At 72.0% G+C, this 23,865-nt stretch carries 12 protein-coding genes; 11 read left to right on the top strand and 1 reads right to left on the bottom strand.

Features of this window, described 5'->3' with window-relative positions; all coding sequences use genetic code 11:
* Positions 1-43: 43 nt before the first annotated feature.
* From ABFG95_RS28175 to treY, 11 genes are all read left to right on the top strand, one after another.
* Positions 44-799, top strand: coding sequence for an endonuclease/exonuclease/phosphatase family protein (locus ABFG95_RS28175; RefSeq protein ID WP_049073797.1), 756 nt, complete (start codon positions 44-46; stop codon positions 797-799).
* Positions 796-2,001 (top strand): cardiolipin synthase ClsB, encoded by a 1,206-nt coding sequence (gene clsB / locus ABFG95_RS28170; protein WP_238908961.1) that lies wholly within the window; start codon positions 796-798, stop codon positions 1,999-2,001. The genes ABFG95_RS28175 and clsB overlap by 4 nt, the downstream gene beginning before the upstream one ends.
* Complete coding sequence (locus tag ABFG95_RS28165; RefSeq protein WP_348995202.1) at positions 1,998-2,978, top strand: lysylphosphatidylglycerol synthase domain-containing protein; 981 nt, start codon at positions 1,998-2,000, stop codon at positions 2,976-2,978. The genes clsB and ABFG95_RS28165 overlap by 4 nt, the downstream gene beginning before the upstream one ends.
* A gap of 155 nt (positions 2,979-3,133) precedes the next feature.
* Positions 3,134-4,696 (top strand): glycogen synthase GlgA, encoded by a 1,563-nt coding sequence (gene glgA, locus ABFG95_RS28160; RefSeq protein ID WP_059270463.1) that lies wholly within the window; start codon positions 3,134-3,136, stop codon positions 4,694-4,696.
* A gap of 9 nt (positions 4,697-4,705) precedes the next feature.
* Entirely contained in the window at positions 4,706-7,870 is a 3,165-nt protein-coding gene (locus tag ABFG95_RS28155; RefSeq protein ID WP_348995201.1) for an alpha-1,4-glucan--maltose-1-phosphate maltosyltransferase, read from the top strand.
* 22 nt (positions 7,871-7,892) lie between these two features.
* On the top strand, positions 7,893-11,234 hold the full coding sequence (gene treS / locus ABFG95_RS28150; RefSeq protein ID WP_348995200.1) for a maltose alpha-D-glucosyltransferase: 3,342 nt from the start codon (positions 7,893-7,895) through the stop codon (positions 11,232-11,234).
* A complete protein-coding gene (gene glgB, locus ABFG95_RS28145; RefSeq protein ID WP_348995199.1) occupies positions 11,231-13,408 on the top strand; it encodes a 1,4-alpha-glucan branching protein GlgB in 2,178 nt (725 codons plus the stop codon). The genes treS and glgB overlap by 4 nt, the downstream gene beginning before the upstream one ends.
* Before the next feature lie 2 nt (positions 13,409-13,410).
* On the top strand, positions 13,411-15,522 hold the full coding sequence (gene glgX / locus ABFG95_RS28140; protein WP_059270456.1) for a glycogen debranching protein GlgX: 2,112 nt from the start codon (positions 13,411-13,413) through the stop codon (positions 15,520-15,522).
* Positions 15,519-17,306 (top strand): malto-oligosyltrehalose trehalohydrolase, encoded by a 1,788-nt coding sequence (treZ, locus tag ABFG95_RS28135; RefSeq protein WP_348995198.1) that lies wholly within the window; start codon positions 15,519-15,521, stop codon positions 17,304-17,306. The genes glgX and treZ overlap by 4 nt, the downstream gene beginning before the upstream one ends.
* Positions 17,303-19,420 (top strand): 4-alpha-glucanotransferase, encoded by a 2,118-nt coding sequence (gene malQ, locus ABFG95_RS28130; protein ID WP_348995197.1) that lies wholly within the window; start codon positions 17,303-17,305, stop codon positions 19,418-19,420. The genes treZ and malQ overlap by 4 nt, the downstream gene beginning before the upstream one ends.
* Entirely contained in the window at positions 19,417-22,125 is a 2,709-nt protein-coding gene (gene treY / locus ABFG95_RS28125; RefSeq protein WP_348995196.1) for a malto-oligosyltrehalose synthase, read from the top strand. The genes malQ and treY overlap by 4 nt, the downstream gene beginning before the upstream one ends.
* Before the next feature lie 61 nt (positions 22,126-22,186).
* Here the strand turns inward: treY and ABFG95_RS28120 are convergent, their stop codons facing one another.
* Entirely contained in the window at positions 22,187-23,860 is a 1,674-nt protein-coding gene (locus ABFG95_RS28120) for an NAD(P)/FAD-dependent oxidoreductase (protein ID WP_348995195.1), read from the bottom strand.
* Positions 23,861-23,865 lie beyond the last annotated feature (5 nt).

Raw genomic sequence — 23,865 nt, 5'->3', positions numbered from 1 at the left:
CGGCACTTGCTACCGGGCGAGGATTCCCGCGCCTGGAGACGCCATGCCTGCCCCCGCCACCTTGACGGTGCTGACCGTCAATACCCACAAGGGCTACACCAGCTTCAACCGCCGATTCATGCTGCCCGACCTGCGCGACGCGCTGCGGTCGGCGGCGCCTGACCTGGTGTTCCTGCAGGAGGTGGTGGGGGAACACCAGGGCATGGCGGCGCGCCGTCCGCAGGGCTGGCCGGCCGCCTCGCAGTACGAATTCCTGGCCGACACGCTATGGCGCGATTTCGCCTACGGCCGCAACGCCGTCTATCCGGCCGGCCACCATGGCAACGCGGTGCTGTCGCGCTATCCGATCACGCGCTTCGAGAACCATGACGTCAGCATCGGGCGCCATGAAAGCCGCGGCCTGCTGCATTGCGTGCTGGAAATACCTGGCAGCGCCCGCGCGCTGCACGCGATCTGCGTCCACCTGGGCTTGCGCGAGGGCCATCGCCGGCGCCAGATCGCCAGTCTGTGCCGCCTGGTGGCGCGCGACGTTCCCGCCGGCGAGGCGCTGCTGATCGCCGGCGATTTCAACGACTGGCGCCTGAATGCCGATGGCCTGCTGCGGGATTGCCGGGTGCGCGAGGTCTTCACCTCGCGCCTGGGCCGGCCGGCCCGCACCTTTCCCGCGCGCTGGCCGCTGCTGCGGCTGGACCGCATCTACGTGCGCGACGTGCGGGATTGGCGGCCGGTGCCGCTGGCCTCGCGGGTCTGGTCGCGCCTGTCCGACCACGTGCCGATCGCGGCGGAGATCGCGCTATGACGCCCCCGCCGCTGGGCTGGCGCGACGGCAACCGCTACACCTTGCTGGAAAACGGCGAGGCCTATTTTCCGGCGGTGCGCGCCGCCGTGGACGCCGCCAGCCGTGAAATCCTGGTCGAGACCTTCATCCTGTTCGACGACCCGGTCGGGCGCGATCTGCAACGCGGCCTGATCGCCGCCGCGCGGCGCGGCGTCAGCGTGGATGTACTGGTCGACGGCTATGGGTCGGACGCGCTGTCCGATGCGTTCCTGGCGCCGCTGACCGACGCCGGCGTGCGCGTGCATCTGTTCGATCCGCGCCCGCGCCTGCTGGGCGTGCGCACCAACCTGTTCCGGCGCATGCACCGCAAGACCGTGGCGGTGGACGGCGCCTGCGCCTTCATCGGCGGCATGAATTTCTCGGCCGACCACCTGCGGGACTATGGGCCGGAGGCCAAGCAGGACTATGCGGTGCGGGTGGATGGCCCGCTGGCCGCGGACATCGCCGACTATGCCCGCGCCGCGCTCGGCGCGGGCCGGCGGCGCCGGCGGCGGTCCGCGCCCGTCGACGCCATGCCCGCCGGCGACGGCGGCGGCCGCCTGGTGGTGCGCGACAACCACGACCACCCCACCGACATCGAACGCTACTACCGCGCCGGCCTGCGCGCGGCCCGCCACGATGTGCTGATCGCCAACGCCTATTTCTTCCCGGGCTATCGCCTGCTGCACGACCTGGCCAAGGCCGCCCGGCGCGGCGTGCGCGTGCGCCTGCTGCTGCAGGGCGAACCCGACATGCTGGTGGCGCAGCTGGCCGCCAGCATGCTCTACGACTACCTGATCGACGCCGGCGTGGAGATCTTCGAATACTGCAAGCGTCCGCTGCACGCCAAGGTGGCCTGTGTCGACCAGGACTGGTCGACCGTGGGCTCCAGCAACCTCGATCCGCTCAGCCTGGCATTGAACCTGGAAGCCAACGTGGTGGCGCGCGATACCGCCTTGAACGCCGCCCTGCGCGCCAGCCTGGACCGCCTCATCGCCCAGGACTGCCGGCCGGTGCGGATGCGGCCCGGCTCCCGGCGGCGCCTGCGCCGCTTGTGGGTCGGCGTGGTGGTGTTCCACTTCCTGCGGCGCTTTCCCGCCTGGGCCGGCGCCCTGCCGGCGCACAAACCGCGCCTGCGCACCCTGGACGACAACAGTCCGCGGCGCGAAAGCGAGGCGCAATGAGCCTGTATCGCTCCCGCCTGGCGCGGATCGCGCGTCACCGCTGGCCCCGGATCAAGCGCGTGCTGCCCTGGATCGTGCTGGCGCTGGTGGCCGCCCTGCTGGCGTATTTCGCCACGTCGGTCGACTGGCCCCAGGTGTGGCAGGCGGTACGCCGGATTCCGCGCGCCACCATCGCGCTGGCGGCCGCGTTGGTGGTGCCGGCCTATCTCGCCTATGCCTCGATGGACCTGCTGGGCCGCCGCTATGTCGGCCACGCGCTGCCCTGGCCCAAGGTGCTCGGGGTGGCCATGCTGAGCTATGCGCTGAACCTGAACCTGGGCGTGCTGCTGGGCGGCCTGGGGGCCCGCCTGCGCCTGTATGCGCGGCTGGGGTGCCGCAAGGCGGTGGCCACGCGGGTGGCGGTGTTCTCCGCCGTCTCCAACTGGCTCGGCTACGGCAGGGTGGCGGGCCTGGTGTTCGCCAGCGGCCTGATCGTGGTGCCCGCCGGCTGGGAGATCGGCGGCGGCGTGCTGCGCCTGCTGGGCGTGGGACTGATCGCCGTGGCCGCCTTCTACGTCTGGATCTGCGCCCGCGCCACGCGCCGTTCGGTGCACTGGCTGGGCCAGCGCGTGAGCCTGCCGGGCGCGCGCATGGCCGCGCTGCAGAGCCTGACGGCGGCCCTGTCGTGGCTGTTGATGGGCGCCATCATGTATGTGCTGCTGCAAGGCAGGGTCAGCTATCCCGTGGTGCTGAGCATCCTGCTGTGCACGAGTTTCGCGGCGGTGGTGACGCGGGTGCCGGGCGGACTGGGCACTACCGAGGCGATCTTCGTGGCGGCCCTGTCGCCCCGGCTGCCTGCCGCCGAGGTGCTGGGCGCGGCCCTGGGCTATCGCGCCCTGTACGCGCTGGCGCCGCTGTGCCTGGCCCTGCTGGCGTTCATGCTGGTCGAGCTGCGCCTTGCCTGGCGCAAGCGCCACACCCTGGCCCGCGCGCGCTGAGCCAGGATTACAAGATGCGGCAACAACGGCGCCCGCGCGCCGTCTCCCCCCTGGCGCGACAGGGCGCCAGGCCCGGGCATGGCACTTGCGTAGGGATCAGGCTTGCGGACACGGCCCCGATTCCGGCGGCCCTCCGCCCCCTCTCCGGAGCGAGCATGGCGACACCCAGAATCCTTATCGTGGCGGCCGAAGCCTTCCCCCTGGCAAAAACCGGCGGGCTGGGCGATGCCATCACCGGCATGGCGCGTGCGCTGGCCCAGGCCCAGGCGCTTCCAACCCTGCTGCTGCCCGCCTATCGCGGCGTGGCGCAGCGCCTGCAATCGCTGTGCCCCGTTGCCGACCTGCCCGGGCTGCCGGGCGGTGACGCGCGGCTGCTGTCCGGCATCTGCCCGCAATCGGGCCTGCCCTTCCTGCTATTGGACAACGACGCGCTCTATGATCGCGACGGCCTCTATCTGGATAGCGGCGGACAGCCCTATCCGGACAACGCCCTGCGCTACGCCGCGCTGGCGCATGCCAGCGTCCGCATCGCGCAAGGCCTGCCGGGGCTGCCGCGCCCCGATCTGGTGCACGCGCACGACTGGCACGCGGCGCTGGCGCCCCTGTTGTTGCGGGCCGCGGGCATCGAAGACGTCAAGAGCGTCCTGACGATTCACAATCTTGCCTTCCAGGGCCAGGCCCCGCTCGAAGACGCCGCCGCGTTGGGGATCGGGCCCGCCTTCCGCGGCGAGGACGGCGCGATGGCCTGGGGCCAGCTGAATTTCATGAAGGCCGGCATACGCTACGCCGATCGCGTCACCACCGTCAGCCAGCGGTATGCGCGCGAGATCCTGACCCCCGCGTTCGGCTGCGGCCTGGACGGCGTCCTGCGTGAACGCGAGACCGATCTGCTGGCCATCGCCAACGGCATCGACACGCATCTGTGGAACCCGACGCGCGACCCGCACCTGGGCCCGCTGCGCTACAGCGCCGCCGACCTCGCCAACAAGCGCCTGTGCAAGGCGGCCGTGCAGCATGAGTACGGACTGCGGGAAGATCCGCAGGCCGTCCTGATGATCATGTGCAGCCGCCTGACCGGCCAGAAGATGGCCGATGTGGCCGCGCAGGCGCTGCCCCAGGCGCTGGAGGCGCACCCGTCGCTGCAGGTGGCGGTGCTGGGCCAGGGCGAGCGCCATCTGGAGGCCGCCCTAGCCGAATTGGCCGGGCGCTTTCCGCGCCGCTGCGCCGTGCGCATCGGCTACGACGAGGCCGGCGCGCACCGGCTGCACGCCGCCGGCGACGTGCTGCTGCACGGCAGCCGCTTCGAGCCGTTCGGCCTGACGCCGCTTTACGCCATGCGCTATGGCACCCTGCCGATCGGCTCGCGGGTCGGCGGCATGGCCGACACGATCGCGGACCCCGGCCCGCACCAACCCCTGACCGCCATGGCCCGCGCCACCGGCGTCCTGTTCGACGGCGACGCGCCCGCCGACATGGCCGCCGCCATCGCGCGCGCGCTGCACCTGCACGGCCACGCGACGCTGTGGCGGGCCATGCAGCGCAACGCCATGACCGCGGACTTCAGCTGGCGGCCCGCGGTGGCGCAGTACCTGGCGTTGTTCCAGGCGCTCGGCGGCGATCGCGCCGCCCCGGCGGAGTCGCCGCTGGCGGAAAGCGCCACGCCACGCGCGCGGCAGGCGCGCCGCGCCGCCTCCCTCACCACCCCCGTGCTCCAGTAGGAACCGCCAATGGCCTTGCCTTCCTCCGCGCCGCGCATCTATTACGCGCCGTCCGGCCTGCCGGCCGACGACGCCACGCGCGAGCGGCTGCTGGCCGGGGTCGGCCGCGACGGATTCAGCGCGGTGCTGGTCCCCGTGCCCTGGCTATGCCCGGCCAACGCGCGCTCGCTGGCGCCGGTCGACGCCGATCGCGCGCCGGCCCCGGACGGCGGCACCGGGCCGCTGCCGGCGCGCCTGGCGCGGGATGCCGGCGAGGCCGCCAAGCACGGGCTGGCATTGCTGCTGCGGCTGGAACTGCAGCGCGTGGCCCGCGATGCGGTGGACAGTACAGCGCCCGCCGCCTGGTATCACGATCCGGTCGACGACCCGGCGCGCGATCCGCGGCTGTCGCTGGCCGAACACGGCGTCAGGCAGCTGCGCGAGGATCCGCCGGCCGGCTTTGTCGATGCCTGGGCCGCGCGCCTGCTGCGCTGGACGCGCGCGGGGGTCGGCGGCTACGTCGTGCAGCCGCCGCCGCATCTCGATGCGCAGACATGGCGGTCGCTGTTCGCGCCCGCGCGTCAGGCCGACCCCGCGTTGCGTTGCCTGGCCTGGACGCCGGGCCTGCCGCCAGCGGCCCTGGCCCGCCTGCGCGACGCGGGCTTTGACGGCGTGTTTTCATCGCTGCCGTGGTGGGACTACCGCTCGCCCTGGCTGGCCGAGGAACTGGAACGCTTGCGCGAGGTGGCGCCGGTCATTGCCCCAACCGGCGCGCTGGACAAGGCCCGCCCGGACACGTCCGTCGCCAGCGATGCGCGACGCGCCTGGAGCGCCGCGTTGAGCGCCTCCGGCTGGCTGGCCGCCGACGCCGATCGCGCGGCCGGCGCCGCACAGGTCAACGCCTGGTTGCGCGACGCGCACTGCCCCGCGCAGCCGCGCCTGGTGGTGGGGCGCGACGGCGGCGCCACCCTGCTGCTGCGGGACACGGCAGACGAGGGCGCGGCGTTGCTGGCGCTCAACCCCGATGACCGCTCCCCGGCCCGCCTGGACTGGGACCTGGCCGCGGGCCTGCTGCCCGCCGGCACGATCGTCGCCCGCGGCGATACCGCGCTGGGCGCCCCGCTGCCGCCCGCCGCCTGCGCCCGCTACGAGCTGGCGCCAGCCGCGCCCGTGCGCCTGTCGCCCCGCGCGACCTCGGCGACGCGCGGCGACGGCGCCGGCCAGGCCCGTATCGCCATCGAACAGGTCGTGCCCGCGGTCGACGGCGGCGCCTTCCCCGTCAAATGCGGCGTGCATGATGCCGTGCAAGTCGAGGCCGACATTTTCATGGACGGCCATGACCGGCTCGCGGCCGAGCTGCGCTGGCGCGCCGACGACGAACCCGCCTGGCGCGCCGTGCCACTGGTTCCGGTCGGCAATGACCGCTGGTCCGCCAGCTTCCGGCCCGACCGCATCGGCCCGCACGCGTTCCAGGTGGCCGCCTGGCACGACGGCTGGGAGACGTTCCGGCACGAACTGGAAGTCAAGCATGCCGCCGGCGCCAGTCTGCGGCTGGAACGCGAGGAAGGCCTGCAACTGCTGCGCGCGGCCGACCAGCGCGCCAGCCAGGCCGCCACGCCCGGCGCCGGCGCCGGCCTGATCAAGCGCGCCCTGCGCGCCTGCGCCGCGCCGGCGCCGGACAGCGAACCCGACGCCGCCCAGATCGAGACGCTGCTCGACCCCGCTTTGGCCCAGGCCATGCGCAGCCACGACAGCCGCCCGTTCGAATCGTTGTCCGCCATCCACCCGCTCTGGGTCGACCGGCCGCGCGCCACCCACGCCGCGTGGTACGAACTGTTCCCCCGGTCGCAGGCCGCCGAACCCGGCCGCCACGGCACCTTCGACGATGTCATCGCGCGCCTGCCCGACATCCGCGCGATGGGCTTCGACGTGCTTTACCTGCCGCCGATCCACCCCATCGGCCTGGCCAACCGCAAGGGCCGCAACAACAGCCTGCGCGCCGGACCCGACGATGTCGGCAGCCCCTACGCCATCGGTTCGCCGGCCGGCGGCCACGACGCCATCGAGCCGCGCCTGGGCACCCTGGCCGACTTCCTGCGGCTGGTCGACGCCGCCCGCGAGCACGGCCTGGAGATGGCGTTGGACTTCGCCATCCAGTGCTCGCCCGACCACCCCTGGCTGGCGCGCCATCCCGACTGGTTCTCCTGGCGGCCCGACGGTTCGCTGCGCTATGCCGAGAATCCGCCCAAGAAGTACGAAGACATCGTCAACGTGGCGTTCTATGGCCCGGCGCCCAAGCGCGCGCGCAAGCTGGGCCTGTGGCGTGCCCTGCGCGACATCGTGCTGTTCTGGGTGGAACAGGGCGTGCGCACCTTCCGCGTCGACAACCCCCACACCAAGCCGCTGCCCTTCTGGCAATGGCTGATCGCCGACGTGCACGCCCGCCATCCGGATGTGCTGTTCCTGTCCGAAGCCTTCACCCGGCCCAGGATGATGTACCGCCTGGCCAAGATTGGTTTTACCCAGTCGTACACCTACTTCACCTGGCGCAACGACAAGGCCGAGCTGGAAGCCTATCTGCGCGAGATCTCGCAGGCGCCCGTCGCGGATTTCTTCCGGCCGCATTTCTTCGTCAACACGCCCGACATCAATCCGCTGTTCTTGCAGACCTCGGGCCGCCCCGGCTTCCTGATCCGGGCGGCGCTGGCCGCGCTGGGTTCCGGCCTGTGGGGCGTGTACAGCGGCTTCGAACTGTGCGAGGCCGCGCCGGTGCCGGGCAAGGAGGAATATCTGGACTCCGAGAAGTACGAGCTGCGCCAGCGCGACTGGCACCAGGCCGGCAACATCCGCGCCGAGATCGCGCGCCTGAATCAACTGCGCCGCGCCAATCCCGCCTTGCAGAGCCACCGCGGCCTGACGCTCGCGGCCAGCGGCAACGACCGCGTCATCGCCTTCGCCAAGGCCACGCCCGGCCAGGGCAATGTGATCCTGGCGGCGATCAGCCTGGACCCGTTCCATCCCCAGACCGCCCGCCTCGAGCCGCCCTACGCGCTGTTCTGCCCGCCCTGGGCGGCCGAACTGGTGGCCGAGGACCTGCTGGGCGGACAGCGCGAAACCTGGCAGGGCGGCGCCCGCGACGTGGCGCTGTCCCCCGATCAACCCTACCGCATCTGGCGGCTGTCGCGTCATGGTTGACGCCGCCCGGGAGCCCGCCACCATGAACAGCGACACCCCGCCCCAGGACGACGGCCTCTGGTACAAGGACGCGGTCGTCTACCAACTGCACGTGAAGTCGTTCTTCGACTCCAACGACGATGGCGTCGGCGACCTGCCGGGGCTGATCTCCAAACTGGATTACATCGCCAACCTCGGGGTGGACACGATCTGGCTGCTGCCGTTCTATCCCTCGCCCCGCCGCGACGACGGCTACGACATCGCCGACTACCGCGGCGTGCATCCCGACTACGGCACCGTGGCCGACGTGCGCCGGCTGATTCGCGCCGCCCATGCGCGCGGGCTGCGCGTCATCACCGAATTGGTGGTCAACCACACCTCCGACCAGCACCCGTGGTTCCAGCGCGCCCGCAGTTCGCGGCCCGGTTCGGCCGCGCGCAATTTCTATGTATGGTCAGATAACGACAAGGCCTACGCCGGCACCCGCGTCATCTTCTGCGACACCGAAAAATCGAACTGGACCTGGGACCCGGTCGCCAATGCCTACTTCTGGCACCGCTTCTATTCGCACCAGCCCGACCTGAACTACGACAACCCGCAGGTGTTAAAGGAAGTGCTGGCGGTGATGCGGCACTGGCTGGACATGGGCGTGGACGGCCTGCGGCTGGACGCCGTGCCGTACCTGGTCGAGCGCGAAGGCACCAACAACGAGAACCTGCCCGAGACCCACCAGGTGCTCAAGCGCATCCGCGCGGTGATCGATGCCGAGTACCCGGGACGCCTGCTGCTGGCCGAGGCCAATCAGTGGCCCGAGGACGCGCAGGAATATTTCGGCGATGGCGACGAATGCCACATGTCGTTCCACTTCCCGCTGATGCCGCGCATGTACATGGCGATCGCGCAGGAAGACCGCTTTCCCATCACCGACATCATCCGCCAGACGCCCGACATTCCCGCCACCTGCCAGTGGGCCATCTTCCTGCGCAACCACGACGAACTGACGCTGGAGATGGTCACCAGCCGCGAACGCGACTACCTGTGGAGCGTCTACGCCGCCGATCCGCGCGCCCGCATCAACCTGGGCATCCGCCGGCGGCTGGCGCCGCTGCTGGAACGCGACCGGCGCCGGGTCGAACTGATGAACAGCCTGCTGCTGTCGATGCCCGGCACGCCGGTGCTGTACTACGGCGACGAACTGGGCATGGGCGACAACGTGCACCTGGGCGACCGCGACGGCGTGCGCACGCCGATGCAGTGGTCGCCCGACCGCAATGGCGGCTTCTCGCGCGCCGACCCCGAGCGCCTGCCGCTGCCGGTGCTGATGGGGCCGCTGTATGGCTACGAGGCCGTCAACGTCGAGGCCCAGCAGCGCGACCCGCATTCGCTGCTGAACTGGACCCGCCGCATGCTGGCGCAGCGCCGCCAGACCCGCGCCTTCGGCCGCGGCACGCTGCGCTTCATCCAGGCCGGCAACCGCAAGATCCTGGCCTACCTGCGGCAGTGGCGCGACACCACCATCCTGTGCGTGGCCAACCTGTCGAACGCCGCCCAGCCGGTCGAACTGCCGCTGCAGGCCTTCAATGGCCGCGTGCCGGTGGAAATGCTGGGCGGCACGCCCTTTCCCGCCATCGGCGAACTGCCGTATCTGCTGACGCTGCCTCCGTATGGTTTTTACTGGATGGACCTGAGCGCCGAGGCGGCGCCGCCCGGCTGGCATGCCAGCCTGCCCGAACGCATGCCGGAGCTGGTCACGCTGGTGTTGCGCGGCCACGCCAATGCCGTCCTCACGGACGCTTCGCGCGTCGCGCTGGAAACCGAAGTGCTGCCGGAATACCTGGCGCGCCAGCGCTGGTTTCCGGGCGCTACGCCGCCGGCGCGGGCGCGGCTGGCCTACGCCACGCCGTTCGGCGCCGATGACGCGGAGTACTACTGGGCCGAGGCCGAACCGGCCGACGCCGGCGCGGGCCAGCGGGTGCAGGTGCCCTTCGCGCTGGTGTGGGACGAAACCGCGCACGTCCAGTATCCGATCGCGCGGGTGCGGCGCGGGCCGGAAGTCGGCATCCTGGCCGACGCCTTCCTGCAACCCGGCTTCGTGCTGGGCGTGGTCCAGGCCCTGCGCGCCGGCCGCGAGTGGGACGGGCGCCAGGGCGGCAAGCCGGGCGAGCGGCCCGGCGTGATCCGCTGCCAGGCCGAGCCCGGCCTGGCGGCGCTGGACCTGGGCGCCGAGCCGGCGCTGCAATGGATCAGCGGCGAGCAGTCCAACAGCTCGGTGGTGATCGGCGGGCAGGCCATCCTGAAACTGCTGCGCAACGCCGAACCGGGGCTGTCGGCCGAAGTGGAAATGAGCCGCCACCTGACGCGCGCCGGCTACGCCAACATCCCCACCCTGCTAGGCGAGGTCAGGCGGATCGACGCCGACGACACGCCGTGCACCCTGGCGGTGCTGTATGCCTATATCGCCAACGAGGGCGACGCCTGGGGCTGGACCCTGGACTTCCTCAAGCGTGCCCTGGCCACCGCGCTGCTGGGCGGCGACAGCCCCGAGGAATTCGAAGCCAGCCTGGAGGGCTACGCGACCTTCGCCGCCACCATCGGCCGGCGCGTGGCGCAATTGCACCAGGTGCTGTCGCGCCCCAGCGACGACCCGGCGTTCGCGCCGGCGCGGGCCTCGCGGGAGGATGCCGACGCCCTCGCCGCCAGCGTCACCGCGCAACTGGATCGCGCCGCCAAGGCCTTGCGCCATCGCCTCGATACCCTGGAGGAACCCTCGCGCGCCTGCGCCCAATGGCTGTTCGAGCACCACGACCGGCTGACGGCGCGGATCGAACGCATGGCGCAGTCGCTGGCCGGCAGTCCGCTGATCCGCGTGCATGGCGACCTGCACCTGGGCCAGGTGCTGGTGGCGCAGACCGACGCCTACCTGATCGACTTCGAGGGCGAGCCGGATCACCCGCTGGCGCAGCGACGGCAACTGGCCTCGCCCGCCAAGGACGTGGCCGGCATGCTGCGGTCCTTCGACTACGCGGCCGCCGCCGTCGCGCGCCAGGATCCGCTGGGCGGCGCGCCCGCCGACGCCAACGCGGCGCCGGTGGAAAACGCCGCCACCGCGAATTCGCCGGCGCAGTTGCGCGATGCGCTGCTGGCGCGCTTTCGCGCCCGCGCCAGCGAGGCCTTCCTGCAAGGCTACGAGGAAACCGCCGCGCTGGCTTCACCCGCCTGGCGCACCCTTCTGCAACTGGCTCAACTGGAAAAGGCCGCCTACGAGATCGGCTACGAGGCCGGCCACCGCCCCGACTGGATCTCCATTCCGCTGTGCGCCCTGGCTGGCCTGGCCCATGAATGGCTGCGGAACGCGGCCATCGATGCCGAGGATTCGACCTCATGACGCGCCATCCCGTCCCGCTCGACCCCGCCGAGCGCACCGCCCTGATCGCCGGCCTGCATGGCGATCCCTTTGCCGTGCTCGGCCCGCATCAGGGCGGCGTGCGGGTGCTGGCGCCCGGCGCGCGCGCGGTCACCGTGCTCGGTCCGGACGACGCGCGCCGCGCGCTGGCCGATGACGGCGACGGGCTGTACAGCGGCCCCGCGCCCTTCGCCCGCGCCGGCGCGCCGCACAGCTATCGGCTGGAAATCGAATGGCCGCAGGCGCGGCAGTCCACCGCCGACCCCTACGCCTTTGGCCCGGTGCTGCCCGACGACGCGCTGCGGCGACTGGCCACCGGCGACTGGCAAGCGGCGCTGCAATGGCTGGGCGCGCGCCTGGACACGATCGATGGCGTGGCCGGGCTGCGCTGCGCCCTGTGGGCGCCCAACGCGCGCCGCGTGGCGGTGGTGGGCGATTTCAACAGCTGGGACCCGCGCCGCCACGGCATGCGCCTGCGGCACCTGGCCGGCGTCTGGGAACTGTTCATCCCCGGCGTGGACGCGGGCGCGGTCTACAAGTTCGCGGTCACCGACGCCACCGGCGCGGTACGCCTGAAGGCCGACCCGCACGCCCGCCGCGCCGAACTGCCGCCCGCCACCGCGTCGGTGGTGGACGACACCGCGCCCTATCCCTGGACCGACGACGACTGGATGCGCGCGCGCGGCCGGCGCCACGCGCCCGGCGCCGCCATCGCCATCTACGAAGTCCATGCCGGCTCCTGGCTGGCCGCCGACGGCGACGCCTGCCCCTGGCGGCAGCTGGCCGACAAGCTGCCAGCCTATGCCGCCTCGATGGGGTTCACCCATATCGAACTGATGCCCATCATGGAACACCCCTTCGGCGGATCCTGGGGCTACCAGCCGCTGGGGCTGTTCGCGCCTAGTGCGCGCTTCGGCCCGCCGGCCGCGTTCGCGCATTTCGTCGACCGCTGCCACGCCGCCGGCCTCGGCGTGATCCTGGATTGGGTGCCGGCCCACTTCCCCGACGACCCCCACGGCCTGGCGCGCCTGGACGGCACCGCGCTGTACGAATACGACGATCCGCGCGAAGGCTACCACCCGGACTGGCACACCCTGGTCTACAACCTGGGCCGCACCGAGGTGCGCGCCTTCATGATCGCCAGCGCCCTGCACTGGCTGCAACGCTTCCATATCGACGGGCTGCGCGTGGATGCGGTGGCCTCGATGCTGTACCGCGACTACAGCCGCCGGCCCGGCGAGTGGATCCCCAACCGCCACGGCGGCCGCGAGAACCTGGAGGCGGTCGACTTCGTGCGCACGCTCAACCAGGCGGTGCGCGACGAGGTGCCCGACGCCATGATGATCGCCGAGGAGTCGACCGCCTGGCCCGGCGTGACCGCGCCGGTGGCCGACGGCGGCCTGGGCTTTCACTACAAATGGAACATGGGCTGGATGCACGACACGCTGCGCTACCTGGCCGAAGACCCGGTGCACCGCAAGCACCACCACGGCGAGCTGACCTTCAGCATGGTCTACGCCTACGCCGAGCGCTATGTGCTGCCGCTCTCGCACGACGAGGTGGTGCATGGCAAGGGCTCGCTGCTGCGCAAGATGCCGGGCGACGACAGCGCCCGCTTCGCCAACCTGCGCGCCTACCTCGGCTACATGTGGGCGCACCCCGGCAAGAAGCTGCTGTTCATGGGCGGCGAACTGGCGCAGCCCGGCGAATGGAACCACGACGCGCCGCTGGACTGGAACCTGCTGGACGATCCGCGCCACCGGGGCGTGCAGCGCCTGGTCGGCGACCTGAACCACCTGTATCGCGCGCAGCCCGCCCTGCACGCGCGCGATGCCGACCCGGCCGGCTTTGCCTGGGTGGTGCTGGACGACGCCGACAACAGCGTCGTCGCCTTCCTGCGCACCGACGGCGCCACCCAGTTGCTGGCGGTGTGCAACTTCACCCCGGTGGCGCGCGGCGGCTACCGCATCGGCGTGCCGCTGGCGGGACGCTGGGACGAAGTCCTGAACACCGATGCCGGCGTCTACGGCGGCGCCGGCATCGGCAACCTGGGCCAGGCGCGGACCCGCCCCGAAGCCGCGCACGGCCACGCCCAATCGCTGCTGCTGACGCTGCCGCCCCTGTCCACGCTTTACTTCCTGCGCCAAGGCGAATGACCATGGATCCTTCTTTGTTGACCCGCATGACGGCAGGCCAGCCGTACCCCCTGGGCGCCACCAGCGACGGCCTGGGCGTGAATTTCGCGGTGTTCTCGGCCAATGCCACCCGCGTCGAGGTCTGCCTGTTCGACGCCCGCGGCCGCAAGGAACTGCGCCGCTTCGACCTGCCGGAGTGCACCGACGAGATCTGGCATGGCTACCTGCCCGATGCGCAGCCCGGCCTGGTCTACGGCCTGCGCGCGCATGGCCCCTACGATCCGCGCAACGGCCACCGCTTCAACCCGCACAAACTGTTGCTGGACCCTTACGCCCGCCAGCTCACCGGTCCGGTCAACTGGAGCGATGCGCTGTTCGGCTACCGCCTGAACCACGCCCGCGCCGACCTGTCCCTGGACCGGCGCGACAGCGCGCCGGCCATGCCCAAGGCCGTGGTGGTCGAGGACCTGCCATTCAACTGGGGCAACAGCAAGCCGCCGCGCACCGCCTGGGCCGACAGCGTCATCTACGAGGTTCACCTGCGCGGCGTCTCGATGCAGCGCGAGGACCTGCGCCAGCCCTTGCGCGGCACCGCCACGGCGCTGGCCGACCCGCGCTTCATCGAACACCTGCAGCGCCTGGGCGTCACCGCGGTCGAGCTGCTGCCGGTGCACGCCTTCCTGCAGGACCGTTTCCTGCTGGAACGCGGCCTGCGCAACTACTGGGGCTACAACACGCTGTCGTTCTTCGCGCCCGAGCCCTCGTACCTGCAGCACGGCCCGAACGAACTGCGCCAGGCCATCCGCCGGCTGCACGCGGCGGGCCTGGAAGTCATCCTGGACGTGGTCTACAACCACACCTGCGAAGGCAACGAACTGGGACCGACGCTGTCCTGGCGCGGCCTGGACAACGCCAGCTACTACCGCCTGGTGCCTGGCGAGGAGCGGCACTACATCAACGACACGGGCTGCGGCAATACGGTCAACCTGTCGCATCCGCGCGTGCTGCAGATGGTCACCGATTCGCTGCGCCACTGGGTGCGCTCCTATGGCGTGGACGGTTTCCGCTTCGACCTGGGCGTCACGCTGGGGCGCGAAGGCACCGGCTTCGACCCCGGCTCCGGTTTTTTCGATGCCGTGCTGCAGGATCCGGAACTGGCGGCGGTCAAGCTCATTTCCGAACCCTGGGACATCGGCCCGGACGGCTACCAGCTGGGCAATCATCCGCCCGCCTTCGCCGAATGGAACGACCGCTATCGCGACACCGTGCGCCGCTTCTGGCGCGGCGACGAGGGCCAGCGGGGCGACATGGCGGCGCGGCTGACGGCCTCGCGCGACCTGTTCGACCGGCGCCATCGCCGCCCGTGGGCCAGCGTCAACTTCGTCGCCTCGCACGACGGCTTCACGGTGCGCGACGTGGTCAGCTACAACGGCCGCCACAACGAGGCCAACGGCGAAAATGGCGAGGACGGCCACGCCGAGAACTACAGCAGCAATTGGGGCGAAGAAGGCCCGACCGAGGACGAAGCCGTGCTGGAACGGCGCGCCCGCGTGCAGCGCGCCCTGCTCGCCACGCTGTGCCTGTCGGATGGCACGCCCATGCTGCTGGCGGGCGACGAATTCGGCAACAGCCAGGACGGCAACAACAATGCCTACTGCCAGGATTCGCCCCTGTCCTGGCTGGACTGGACCGAGGCGCAGAGCGACCAGGGCCGGGGCTTGAGCCAGGCGGTGGCGCGGGCGCTGGCGCTGCGGCGCGGCCACCCGTCCCTGCGCGCCGCCCGGTATGGCGACGCGGCGCGCGAAGTCCGCCCCGGCATCGCCGCCATCAGCTGGTTCAACCCCGACGGCCAACCCATCGAGCCCGCCTCCTGGGAGGACGCCGGCGCGCGGGCCATGGCCCTGCGCCGCGCGGCCCTTCGCGACGACGGCAGCGCCGACATCACGCTGCTGCTGCTCAATCCCGGCGCCGAGGCGCTTGCGTTCACCCTGCCGGCGCCGGCCCTGGCCTGGATTCGCGAACTGGATTCGTCCGCCCCGACGCCAGCGGCGCCCGTCAACGATGCCGAGGTAACGGTGCCGGCGCAGAGCCTGGTGCTGCTCGCCGCCGCCCCCATGCAGGAGCCGGCGGCATGACGGCCTGGCCCGAACCCTTTTCCTTCGGCGCGCTGCCGCTGCCCGACGGCCGCACGCGCTTCCGCCTGTGGGCGCCGTCCGCGTCGCCGGGCCTGGCCCTGCTGATCGAAGGCCGCGACGCCATCGCGCTGCATCCAGACGCGCAGGGCTACGCCCAGGTTGACGTCGATTGCGGTCCCGGCACGCGCTACCGTTATCGCCTCGGCGACGGCGCCATGGTGCCGGACCCGGCCTCGCGCCTGCAGGACGGCGACGTGCACGACGCCAGCGTCGTGACCGGGCCCGACGCCTACGCCTGGCAGCATGCCGGCTGGCGCGGACGCCCGTGGGAAGACAGCGTGCTGTATGAAGTCCACGTCGGCCTGGCGGGCGGCTACGCCGGCGTCCGCCAGCGCCTGCCGGCCCTGGCCGAACTGGGGGTCACGCTGCTCGAACTGATGCCATTGGCCGACTTTCCGGGCGCGCGCAACTGGGGCTATGACGGCGTGCTGCCGTACGCGCCCGACACCGCCTACGGCACGCCCGAGGAACTCAAGGCGCTGATCGACACCGCCCATGGCCTGGGCATGGGCGTGATGCTGGACGTGGTCTACAACCACTTCGGCCCCGATGGCAACTTCCTGCCGCGCTACGCCGCGCCATTCTTCCGCGAGGATGTACCCACGCCGTGGGGCGCGGCGATCGATTTCCGCCAGCCCGCCGTGCGCCGCTTTTTCGAGGAGAACGCGCTGTACTGGCTCAGCGAATACCGCTTCGATGGCCTGCGGCTGGATGCCGTCCACGCCATCGTCGGCCACGAGTGGCTGGAGGAACTGGCGCGCCACGTGCGCGGCCAGTTGCCTGGGCGCCACGTGCACCTGGTCCTGGAAAACGACGACAACCGCGCCTCGCTGCTGCAGGCCGGCTACGACGCGCAATGGAACGACGACGCGCATCACGTGCTGCACCATCTGCTGACCGGCGAATCGCAGGGCTACTACGCCGACTACTCGCGCTATCCGGCGCAGGCCCTGGCGCAGTGCCTGGAACAGGGCTGGCTCTACCAGGGCCAGCCTTCGGCCTACCGCGGCGGGCGTCCGCGCGGCGAGCCCAGCGCCCACCTGCCGCCCAGCGCCTTCGTGCTGTTCCTGCAGAACCACGACCAGACCGGCAACCGCGCCCTGGGCGAACGCCTGACGCGCCTGGCGGCCTCGCCCGAGCGCCTGCGCGCGGCGGTGGCATTGCAGTTGCTGATACCGCAGATTCCGCTGATCTTCATGGGCGAGGAATGCGGCAGCGAGGCGCCGTTCCTGTACTTCACCAGCCATGCCGACCCCGCCCTGGCGCAGGCGGTCCGCGAGGGCCGGCAACGTGAATTCCCGGCCTACGCCGCCCACGACGCGGCCACGGCCCTGCCCGATCCCAACGCCCCCGATACCTATGCGCGCAGCCTGCCCTGGCACGACGACACCGGCGATGCCGCCAAGAACTGGCTTACCTATTACCGTGCCCTGCTGCACCTGCGCCAGCACGCGCTCGCCCCGCGCCTGCGCGGGGCCGAGAGCCTGGGCGCGCTGGCGCTCGGGACGGCCACGGTCATGGCGCGCTGGCGGCTGGGCGACGGCGCCGTGCTGACGCTGTACGCCAACCTGGGCGCCGACCGCGAGCCGCTGCCGGCAACGCTGTCGCCACCGGGCGACTTCGCCGATCTGCTGTTCGAGTCCCTGCCCGGCGCGCTTGCCTCGCTGCGCGCCGGCAGCGCCTGCGCCGACAGCGTGGTGGTTCTGCTGGAGGACGCGCCATGAGCGGGACGCTCTCGGCCCTCGCCCTGGCCGCCGGCCTGGCCGAGCATTGGACCGATGCCTATCGCCAGCCGCGCACCGTGGCGCCGGAGACACTGCGCGCCCTGCTGGGCGCGATGGACCTGCCGGCGGACAGCGACGCCGACATCCGCGCCAGCCAGGAACGCCTGGCGCGGGCACGCGGCGACGCGCAACTGCCCGCCATGATGGTGACCACCGCCGGCGGCATGCTGCGCCTGCCCCCCGCCTGCGCGGGTCATTACGAAATCGGCGCCGCCCACGCGAAGCCCCTGGCCAGACACACCACGGCCGATGCCGCCGGCGTGCCGCAACTGGAAGCGCCGACGGTTCCCGGCTACTACACGCTGACCCTGGCCACCGGCACCGTGACCCTGGCTGTGGCGCCGAGCAGCGCGCCCAGTCTGTCCCATCTGCTGGGCGAGCCCCAGCCGCGCGCCTGGGGCCTGGCTGCCCAGGTCTACAGCCTGCGGCGCCCGGCCGCCGACCTGGTCCACGCGACCCAGGGCTTCGGCGACTTCGGCGCGCTGCGCGACCTGGCCGTCAGCGCCGGTGCCGCCGGCGCCGACGTGCTGGCGATGAGCCCGGTGCATGCCATGTTCGCGTCCGATCCCCAGCAGTACAGCCCCTATTCCCCTTCCAGCCGGCTCTTCCTGAACGTGCTCTACGCCGATCCCGCCGCCGCGCTGGGCGAGGCCCAGGTGCGGGCCGCGCTGGCGCGAATGGGGCCGCTGGCGCAGCAGGCGTTGCGCACGCTGGACGCGCGCGACCTGATCGACTGGCCGCAAGCCGCCCATGCGCGCCAGCGGCTGCTGCGGGAGCTATACCGCGACTTCGAACGGGTCGCGACGCCGGACCAGCGCCAGGCGCTGCGGAGCTTCTGCGAGGCGGGCGGGCAGGACCTTCACGACCACGCGCTGTTCGAGGCCTTGCACGAACACCTGGCGCGCATGCCCGGCGCGCCGCGCGCCTGGAGCGCCTGGCCCGACGGCCTGCGCGACCCGCGCTCGCGCGAGGCCCGCGACTTCGCCCAGGCGCAGGCTGGCGAGCTGGCGTTCCACCAGTTCTGCCAGTGGCTGGCCGCCGTCAGCCTGTCGCAGGCGCAACAGGCGGCGCGGCGGGCCGGCATGCGGGTGGGCCTGGTGGCGGACCTGGCGATCGGCGCCAGCCCCGCCGGCAGCCACGCCTGGAGCCACCAGGCCGACCTGATGCGGCGCACCGGCGTGGGCGCGCCGCCCGACATTCACAACCCGCGCGGCCAGGCCTGGGGCCTGACCGCCCTGTCGCCGCAAGCCCTGCATCAATCGGGCTACGCCGCGTTCATCGCGCTATTGCGCGCCAGCCTGGCCCAGACCGGCGGCCTGCGCATCGACCATATCCTCGGCATGGCGCGCCTTTGGTTGATCCCGCAAGGCGCGGCGGCCGGCGATGGCACCTATCTGCGCTACCCGTTGCGCACGCTGCTGCGATTGACGGCGCTGGAGGCCTGGCGCCACCAGGCCCTGGTGATCGGCGAAAACCTGGGCACGGTGCCCGACGGCTTTGACGACACGCTGCGCGACCACGGCGTGCTGGGCATGGACGTGCTGTGGTTCATGCGCGCGACGCCCGGCGCAAAGCCGGCGGCCCCGTTCATGCCGCCGGGCGACTGGCCCGCCCAGGCCGCCGCCATGACCACGACACATGACCTGCCCACGCTCGAGGGCTGGTGGCGGGGCCGCGACATCGATTGGCGCGCCGGCCTGGATCTGCTGGGCCCGGCGCAGCGCGAGTCCGACCTGCGCGCGCAACGCGACGCCGATCGCGACAGCCTGTGGCAGGCGGTGCGCGAGCATGCGCACCAGCCCGCCGAGCCCGCCCCCGCGCAGGCGCCCGCGGCCAAGCTGCTGGCCTTCGTGGCGGCGGCGCCATGTCCCCTGACCCTGGTGCCGCTGGAAGACGCCACCGGCACCCTCGATCAGCCCAACCTGCCCGGCGGCGATGCCCGCCATCCCAACTGGCGCCAACGCCAGCCGCTGGCCGCCGCCGATTGCCTGGACGCGCCCGAGGTGCGCGAACGGCTGGCGCTCCTGCGGTCCCTGCGAGGACGCACGCCATGAACGGTATCGACACGCCCCCGGGGCCCGCGCCGTCCCGGCCGCGCGCCACCGCCCGCCTGCAACTGCACGCGGGCTTCACCCTGGACGATGCCCGCGCCCAGGTCGGCTACTTCGCCGCGCTCGGCGTCAGCCACCTGTATCTGTCTCCGATCACGCGCGCCCGCGCCGGGTCGACCCACGGCTACGACGTCATCGACCACGGCCAGGTCAGCCCGGAACTGGGCGGCGAAGCGGCGTTGCGGCGGCTGGCGCAAGCGGCCCGCGCCCACCGACTGGGCCTGATCGCCGACATCGTGCCCAACCACATGGCGGCCGATGTCTCCAACGCCTGGTGGGCCGACGTGCTGCGGCGCGGCGAACGCAGCACGCATTCGCGCTGCTTCGACATCGACTGGCGCGCCCCCGACCCCGCCCTGCGCGGCAAGGTATTGCTGCCGGTGCTGCCCGAACCCTATGGCGTCTGCCTCGACGCCGGCATGATTGTCCTGGCGCATGACCCGCAGCGCGGCTACGCCATCGACGTGGGCGGCCAACGCTATCCGGTGGCCGAGCCGTCGCCGCCCGCGCAAAACCCCGCGCACACCTGCGCGGCGCATGCCGCCGACTCGGCCGCCGGCCGGCGGCGCCTGCACCAGCTGCTGGAGCGCCAGCACTACCGCCTGGCCTGGTGGCGCGCCGCGCCCGACCAGATCAACTGGCGCCGCTTCTTCGAGATCCATGAACTGGTCGGCGTGCGGGTCGAGGACGACCTGGTGTTCGACGCCGTGCACGACCTGCCGCTGCGCCTGTATCGCGAGGGCCTGCTGGACGGCCTGCGCATCGATCACATCGACGGCCTGGCCAGCCCGGGCGCCTACCTGAAGCGGCTGCACGGCGCCCTGCTAAGGGCGGCGCCGGAACGCGCCCGTGCCGGCCTGGCGGCCGACCCCTACCTGATCGTGGAAAAGATACTGGCCGACGACGAAAGCCTCGATCCGCGCTGGCAGGCGGACGGCACCACCGGATACGACTTCATGGACCAGGTCGGCGCATTGCTGCATGCTCCAGCGGCGCGCGACCCGTTGACACGGTTCTGGGAGACCCTGAGCGGCGATCCCCGCCCCGCGGCGGCGCAACTGCGCGCAGCGCGCGAACTCATGCTGGCGCGCCACTTCGCCTCGGAACGGCTGGTGCTGGTGCGCGCGCTGACCCGGGTGGCGCGCCTGGACCTGCGCACGCGCGACTGGGCGGCCCCGGCGATCGACCGGGCGCTGACAGCATTGCTGGCGGCGTTTCCGGTGTATCGCAGCTATGCCGAAGACGGCGGCCACGGCGCGGCGGACCGGATTCATTGGCAAACCGCGCTGGCCGGCGCCCGCGCCGCGCTGGCGGCCGCGCCCGACAGCCCCGACGACCAGTTGCTGGCACTGCTGGACCAATGGCTGGATGGCTCGCCCGGCGAGCCTTGCGAGGCGGACGCGGCCAACGCCCTGCGCAACGCGCGCGCCCGGGCGCTGCGCCACTTCCAGCAACTGACCCCGCCGCTGGCCGCCAAGGCGCTCGAGGATACGCTGTTCTACCGTTACGGCCCGCTGTTGTCGCGCAACGAGGTTGGCGCCAGCCCGGCGCGCTTCAGCCTGGAACCCGCGGCCTTCCTGGCCGCTTGCGCCGCCCGCGGCCGCAGCCATCCCGACGCGCTGCTGGCCACCGCCACCCATGACCACAAGCGCGGCGAAGACAGCCGCTGCCGCCTCGCCGCGCTGAGCGAAATCCCGCAGGACTGGATCGCCGCCGCCAGCGGCTGGATCGAACGCCTGCCGGGCCCCGAGCAGCGGCCATCGCGCGCCGACCGCTATCTGCTGCTGCAAACGCTGGTCGGCGCCTGGCCCCTGGAGCTGGCCCCCGACGACATCGACGCCCGCCCGGACGCCGTCGCCGCCTGGATCGAGCGCGTCGCGCAATGGCAACTGAAGGCCCTGCGCGAAGCCAAGCTGCACACGCGCTGGACCGCCCCCGACCCGCGCTACGAAGACGCCGCCAGCCAGGCGCTCGACGCGCTGCTGACCACGCCCGACGGCAGGACACTGCTGCGCGAGATCGCCGGCTACGCGCTGCGCCTGGCGCCGGCCGGACTGGTCAACAGCCTCGCACAGACCCTGCTGCGCAACACGCTGCCCGGCGTGCCGGACCTGTACCAAGGCGCCGACCTGTGGGATTTCAGCCTGGTCGATCCCGACAACCGCCGGCCGGTGGACTATGCCCGGCGCGCGGCGCTGCTGGACGGCGCGCCTGCCGCCGGCGCCATCGACGCCAGCGCGGCCGCCTGGCACAGCGGCGCGGTCAAGCAGGCCCTGATCCAGCGCGCGTTGGCCGTGCGCGCCCGCCATCCGGCGCTGCTGCGCGAGGGCACGCTGCAACCCGTCGCGGCGCAAGGGCCGCGCGCCGCGCACGTCCTGGCATTCCTGCGGCGCCACGAGGATCAGGCCCTGCTGGTCGTCGTGCCGCGCCTGTGCGCCACGGCGATCGCCGGCTATGCGCGGGGCGACGCGGCGACCGCGCGCGACCATTGGGCCGGCACTCGCCTGCTGTTGCCGGACGATGCGGGGGGCGTCTTCCTGGACCCGCTGTCATCGCGCCGGCATCCCTCCGCGACATGGGAACTGGACCAGCTGCTGCATGATCTGCCCGTGGCGCTGTGCGTGAGCGGGGCCCCCCGGACCGGATAACCGCGCGCGCCCGCGACGCCTGCCCGTCGCCGCCGCGCCCGGACAGGCCATCCCGGTCAGCTCAATAATCGTCGCTGGGACCGCGCCGATTGCCGCCGGTGATGTCGTCTCGGCCCAGCAGATGCAGCGCCACCGCCTCGGCCACTTTCATGCCGTCGATGGCGGCCGACATGATGCCGCCGGCGTAGCCCGCGCCCTCGCCCGCCGGGAACAGCCCGAGGGTGTTCATGCTCTGGAAATCGTCGCGGCGCGTAATGCGCAGCGGCGACGAGGTGCGCGTCTCGACGCCGGTCAGCACCGCGTCGTGCATGGAAAAGCCCTTGATCTGGCGTTCGAACGCCGGAAGGGCTTCGCGGATGGCGGCGATGGCGTAGTCCGGCAGGCTGGACGACAGGTCGGCGAGCGTCACGCCCGGCTTGTACGACGGCGTGACGCTGCCCAGCGCGGTCGACGGCCGGCCCGCCAGGAAGTCGCCCACCAACTGCGCCGGCGCGCTGTAATCGCCGCCCCCCAGTTCGTAAGCGCGCTTTTCCCAATGGCGCTGGAAGTCGATGCCCGCCAGCGGCGAGTCCTCGATGCCGGGAAAGTCCTTGGGCTCGATGCCGACCACGATGCCGGCATTGGCGTTGCGCTCGTTGCGCGAATACTGGCTCATGCCGTTGGTGACCACGCCGCCGGGCTCCGACGCGGCGGCCACCACGGTGCCGCCCGGGCACATGCAGAAGCTGTAGACCGCGCGGCCGTTGCCGGCATGGTGCACCAGCTTGTAGTCGGCCGCGCCCAGCACCGGATGGCCGGCGCTGGGACCGAAGCGGGCGCGGTCGATCACCGACTGCGGATGCTCGATGCGGAACCCCAGCGAGAACGGCTTGGCTTCCATGAACACCCCGCGCTTGTGCAACATGCGGAAGGTGTCGCGGGCGCTGTGGCCCACCGCCAGCACCACGTGGCTGGCGGCAATGAACTCCCCGCCCGCCAGGCGCACGCCGCGCACCCGGCCGTCCTCGATCTCGATATCGTCCACGCGGCTCTCGAAGCGGAACTCGCCGCCCAGCGCGGCGATCTGCGCGCGCATCTGCTCGATCATCTTGACCAGGCGGAAAGTGCCGATGTGCGGCTTGCTGACATACAGGATCTCGGGCGGCGCATCGGCGGCGACGAATTCCTGCAGCACCTTGCGGCCGTAGTGCTTGGGGTCCTTGACCTGGGTCGAGAGCTTGCCGTCGGAGAACGTGCCCGCCCCGCCCTCGCCGAACTGCACGTTCGACTCCGGCTGCAGGATGTTCTTGCGCCACAGCCCCCAGGTGTCCTTGGTGCGCTCGCGCACCACCCGGCCGCGCTCCAGGATGATCGGCCGGAACCCCATCTGGGCCAGGATCAGCGCCGCGAACAGGCCGCAGGGGCCGAAGCCGATCACGACGGGGCGACGGCTCTCGGGCAGATCGGCCGGCGCGTGGCCGACGTACTGGTATTCCATGGGCGGCGTCGGCATCACCGTGCGCAGGCCGGCGACGCGCTTGAGCACGGCGGCCTCGTCGGCCACCTCGACATCCACGGAATAAGTCAGCGTGATGGCGCTGCGCTTGCGCGCGTCATAGCTGCGGCGGAAGATGGTCAGCGCGCGCAGGGCCTCGGGGGCGATCCCCAGGCGGCTACAGGCCGCGGCGCGCAGGGTGTTTTCGATGTCGTCCTGGGAGGTCGACAGGGGCAGGATGATTTCGGTCAGGCGCAACATGAGGC

It is taken from the genome of Achromobacter sp. HNDS-1, from assembly GCF_040084795.1.
GTDB lineage: Bacteria > Pseudomonadota > Gammaproteobacteria > Burkholderiales > Burkholderiaceae_B > Achromobacter > Achromobacter ruhlandii.
This window is presented reverse-complemented; position numbering and strand designations above follow the sequence as displayed.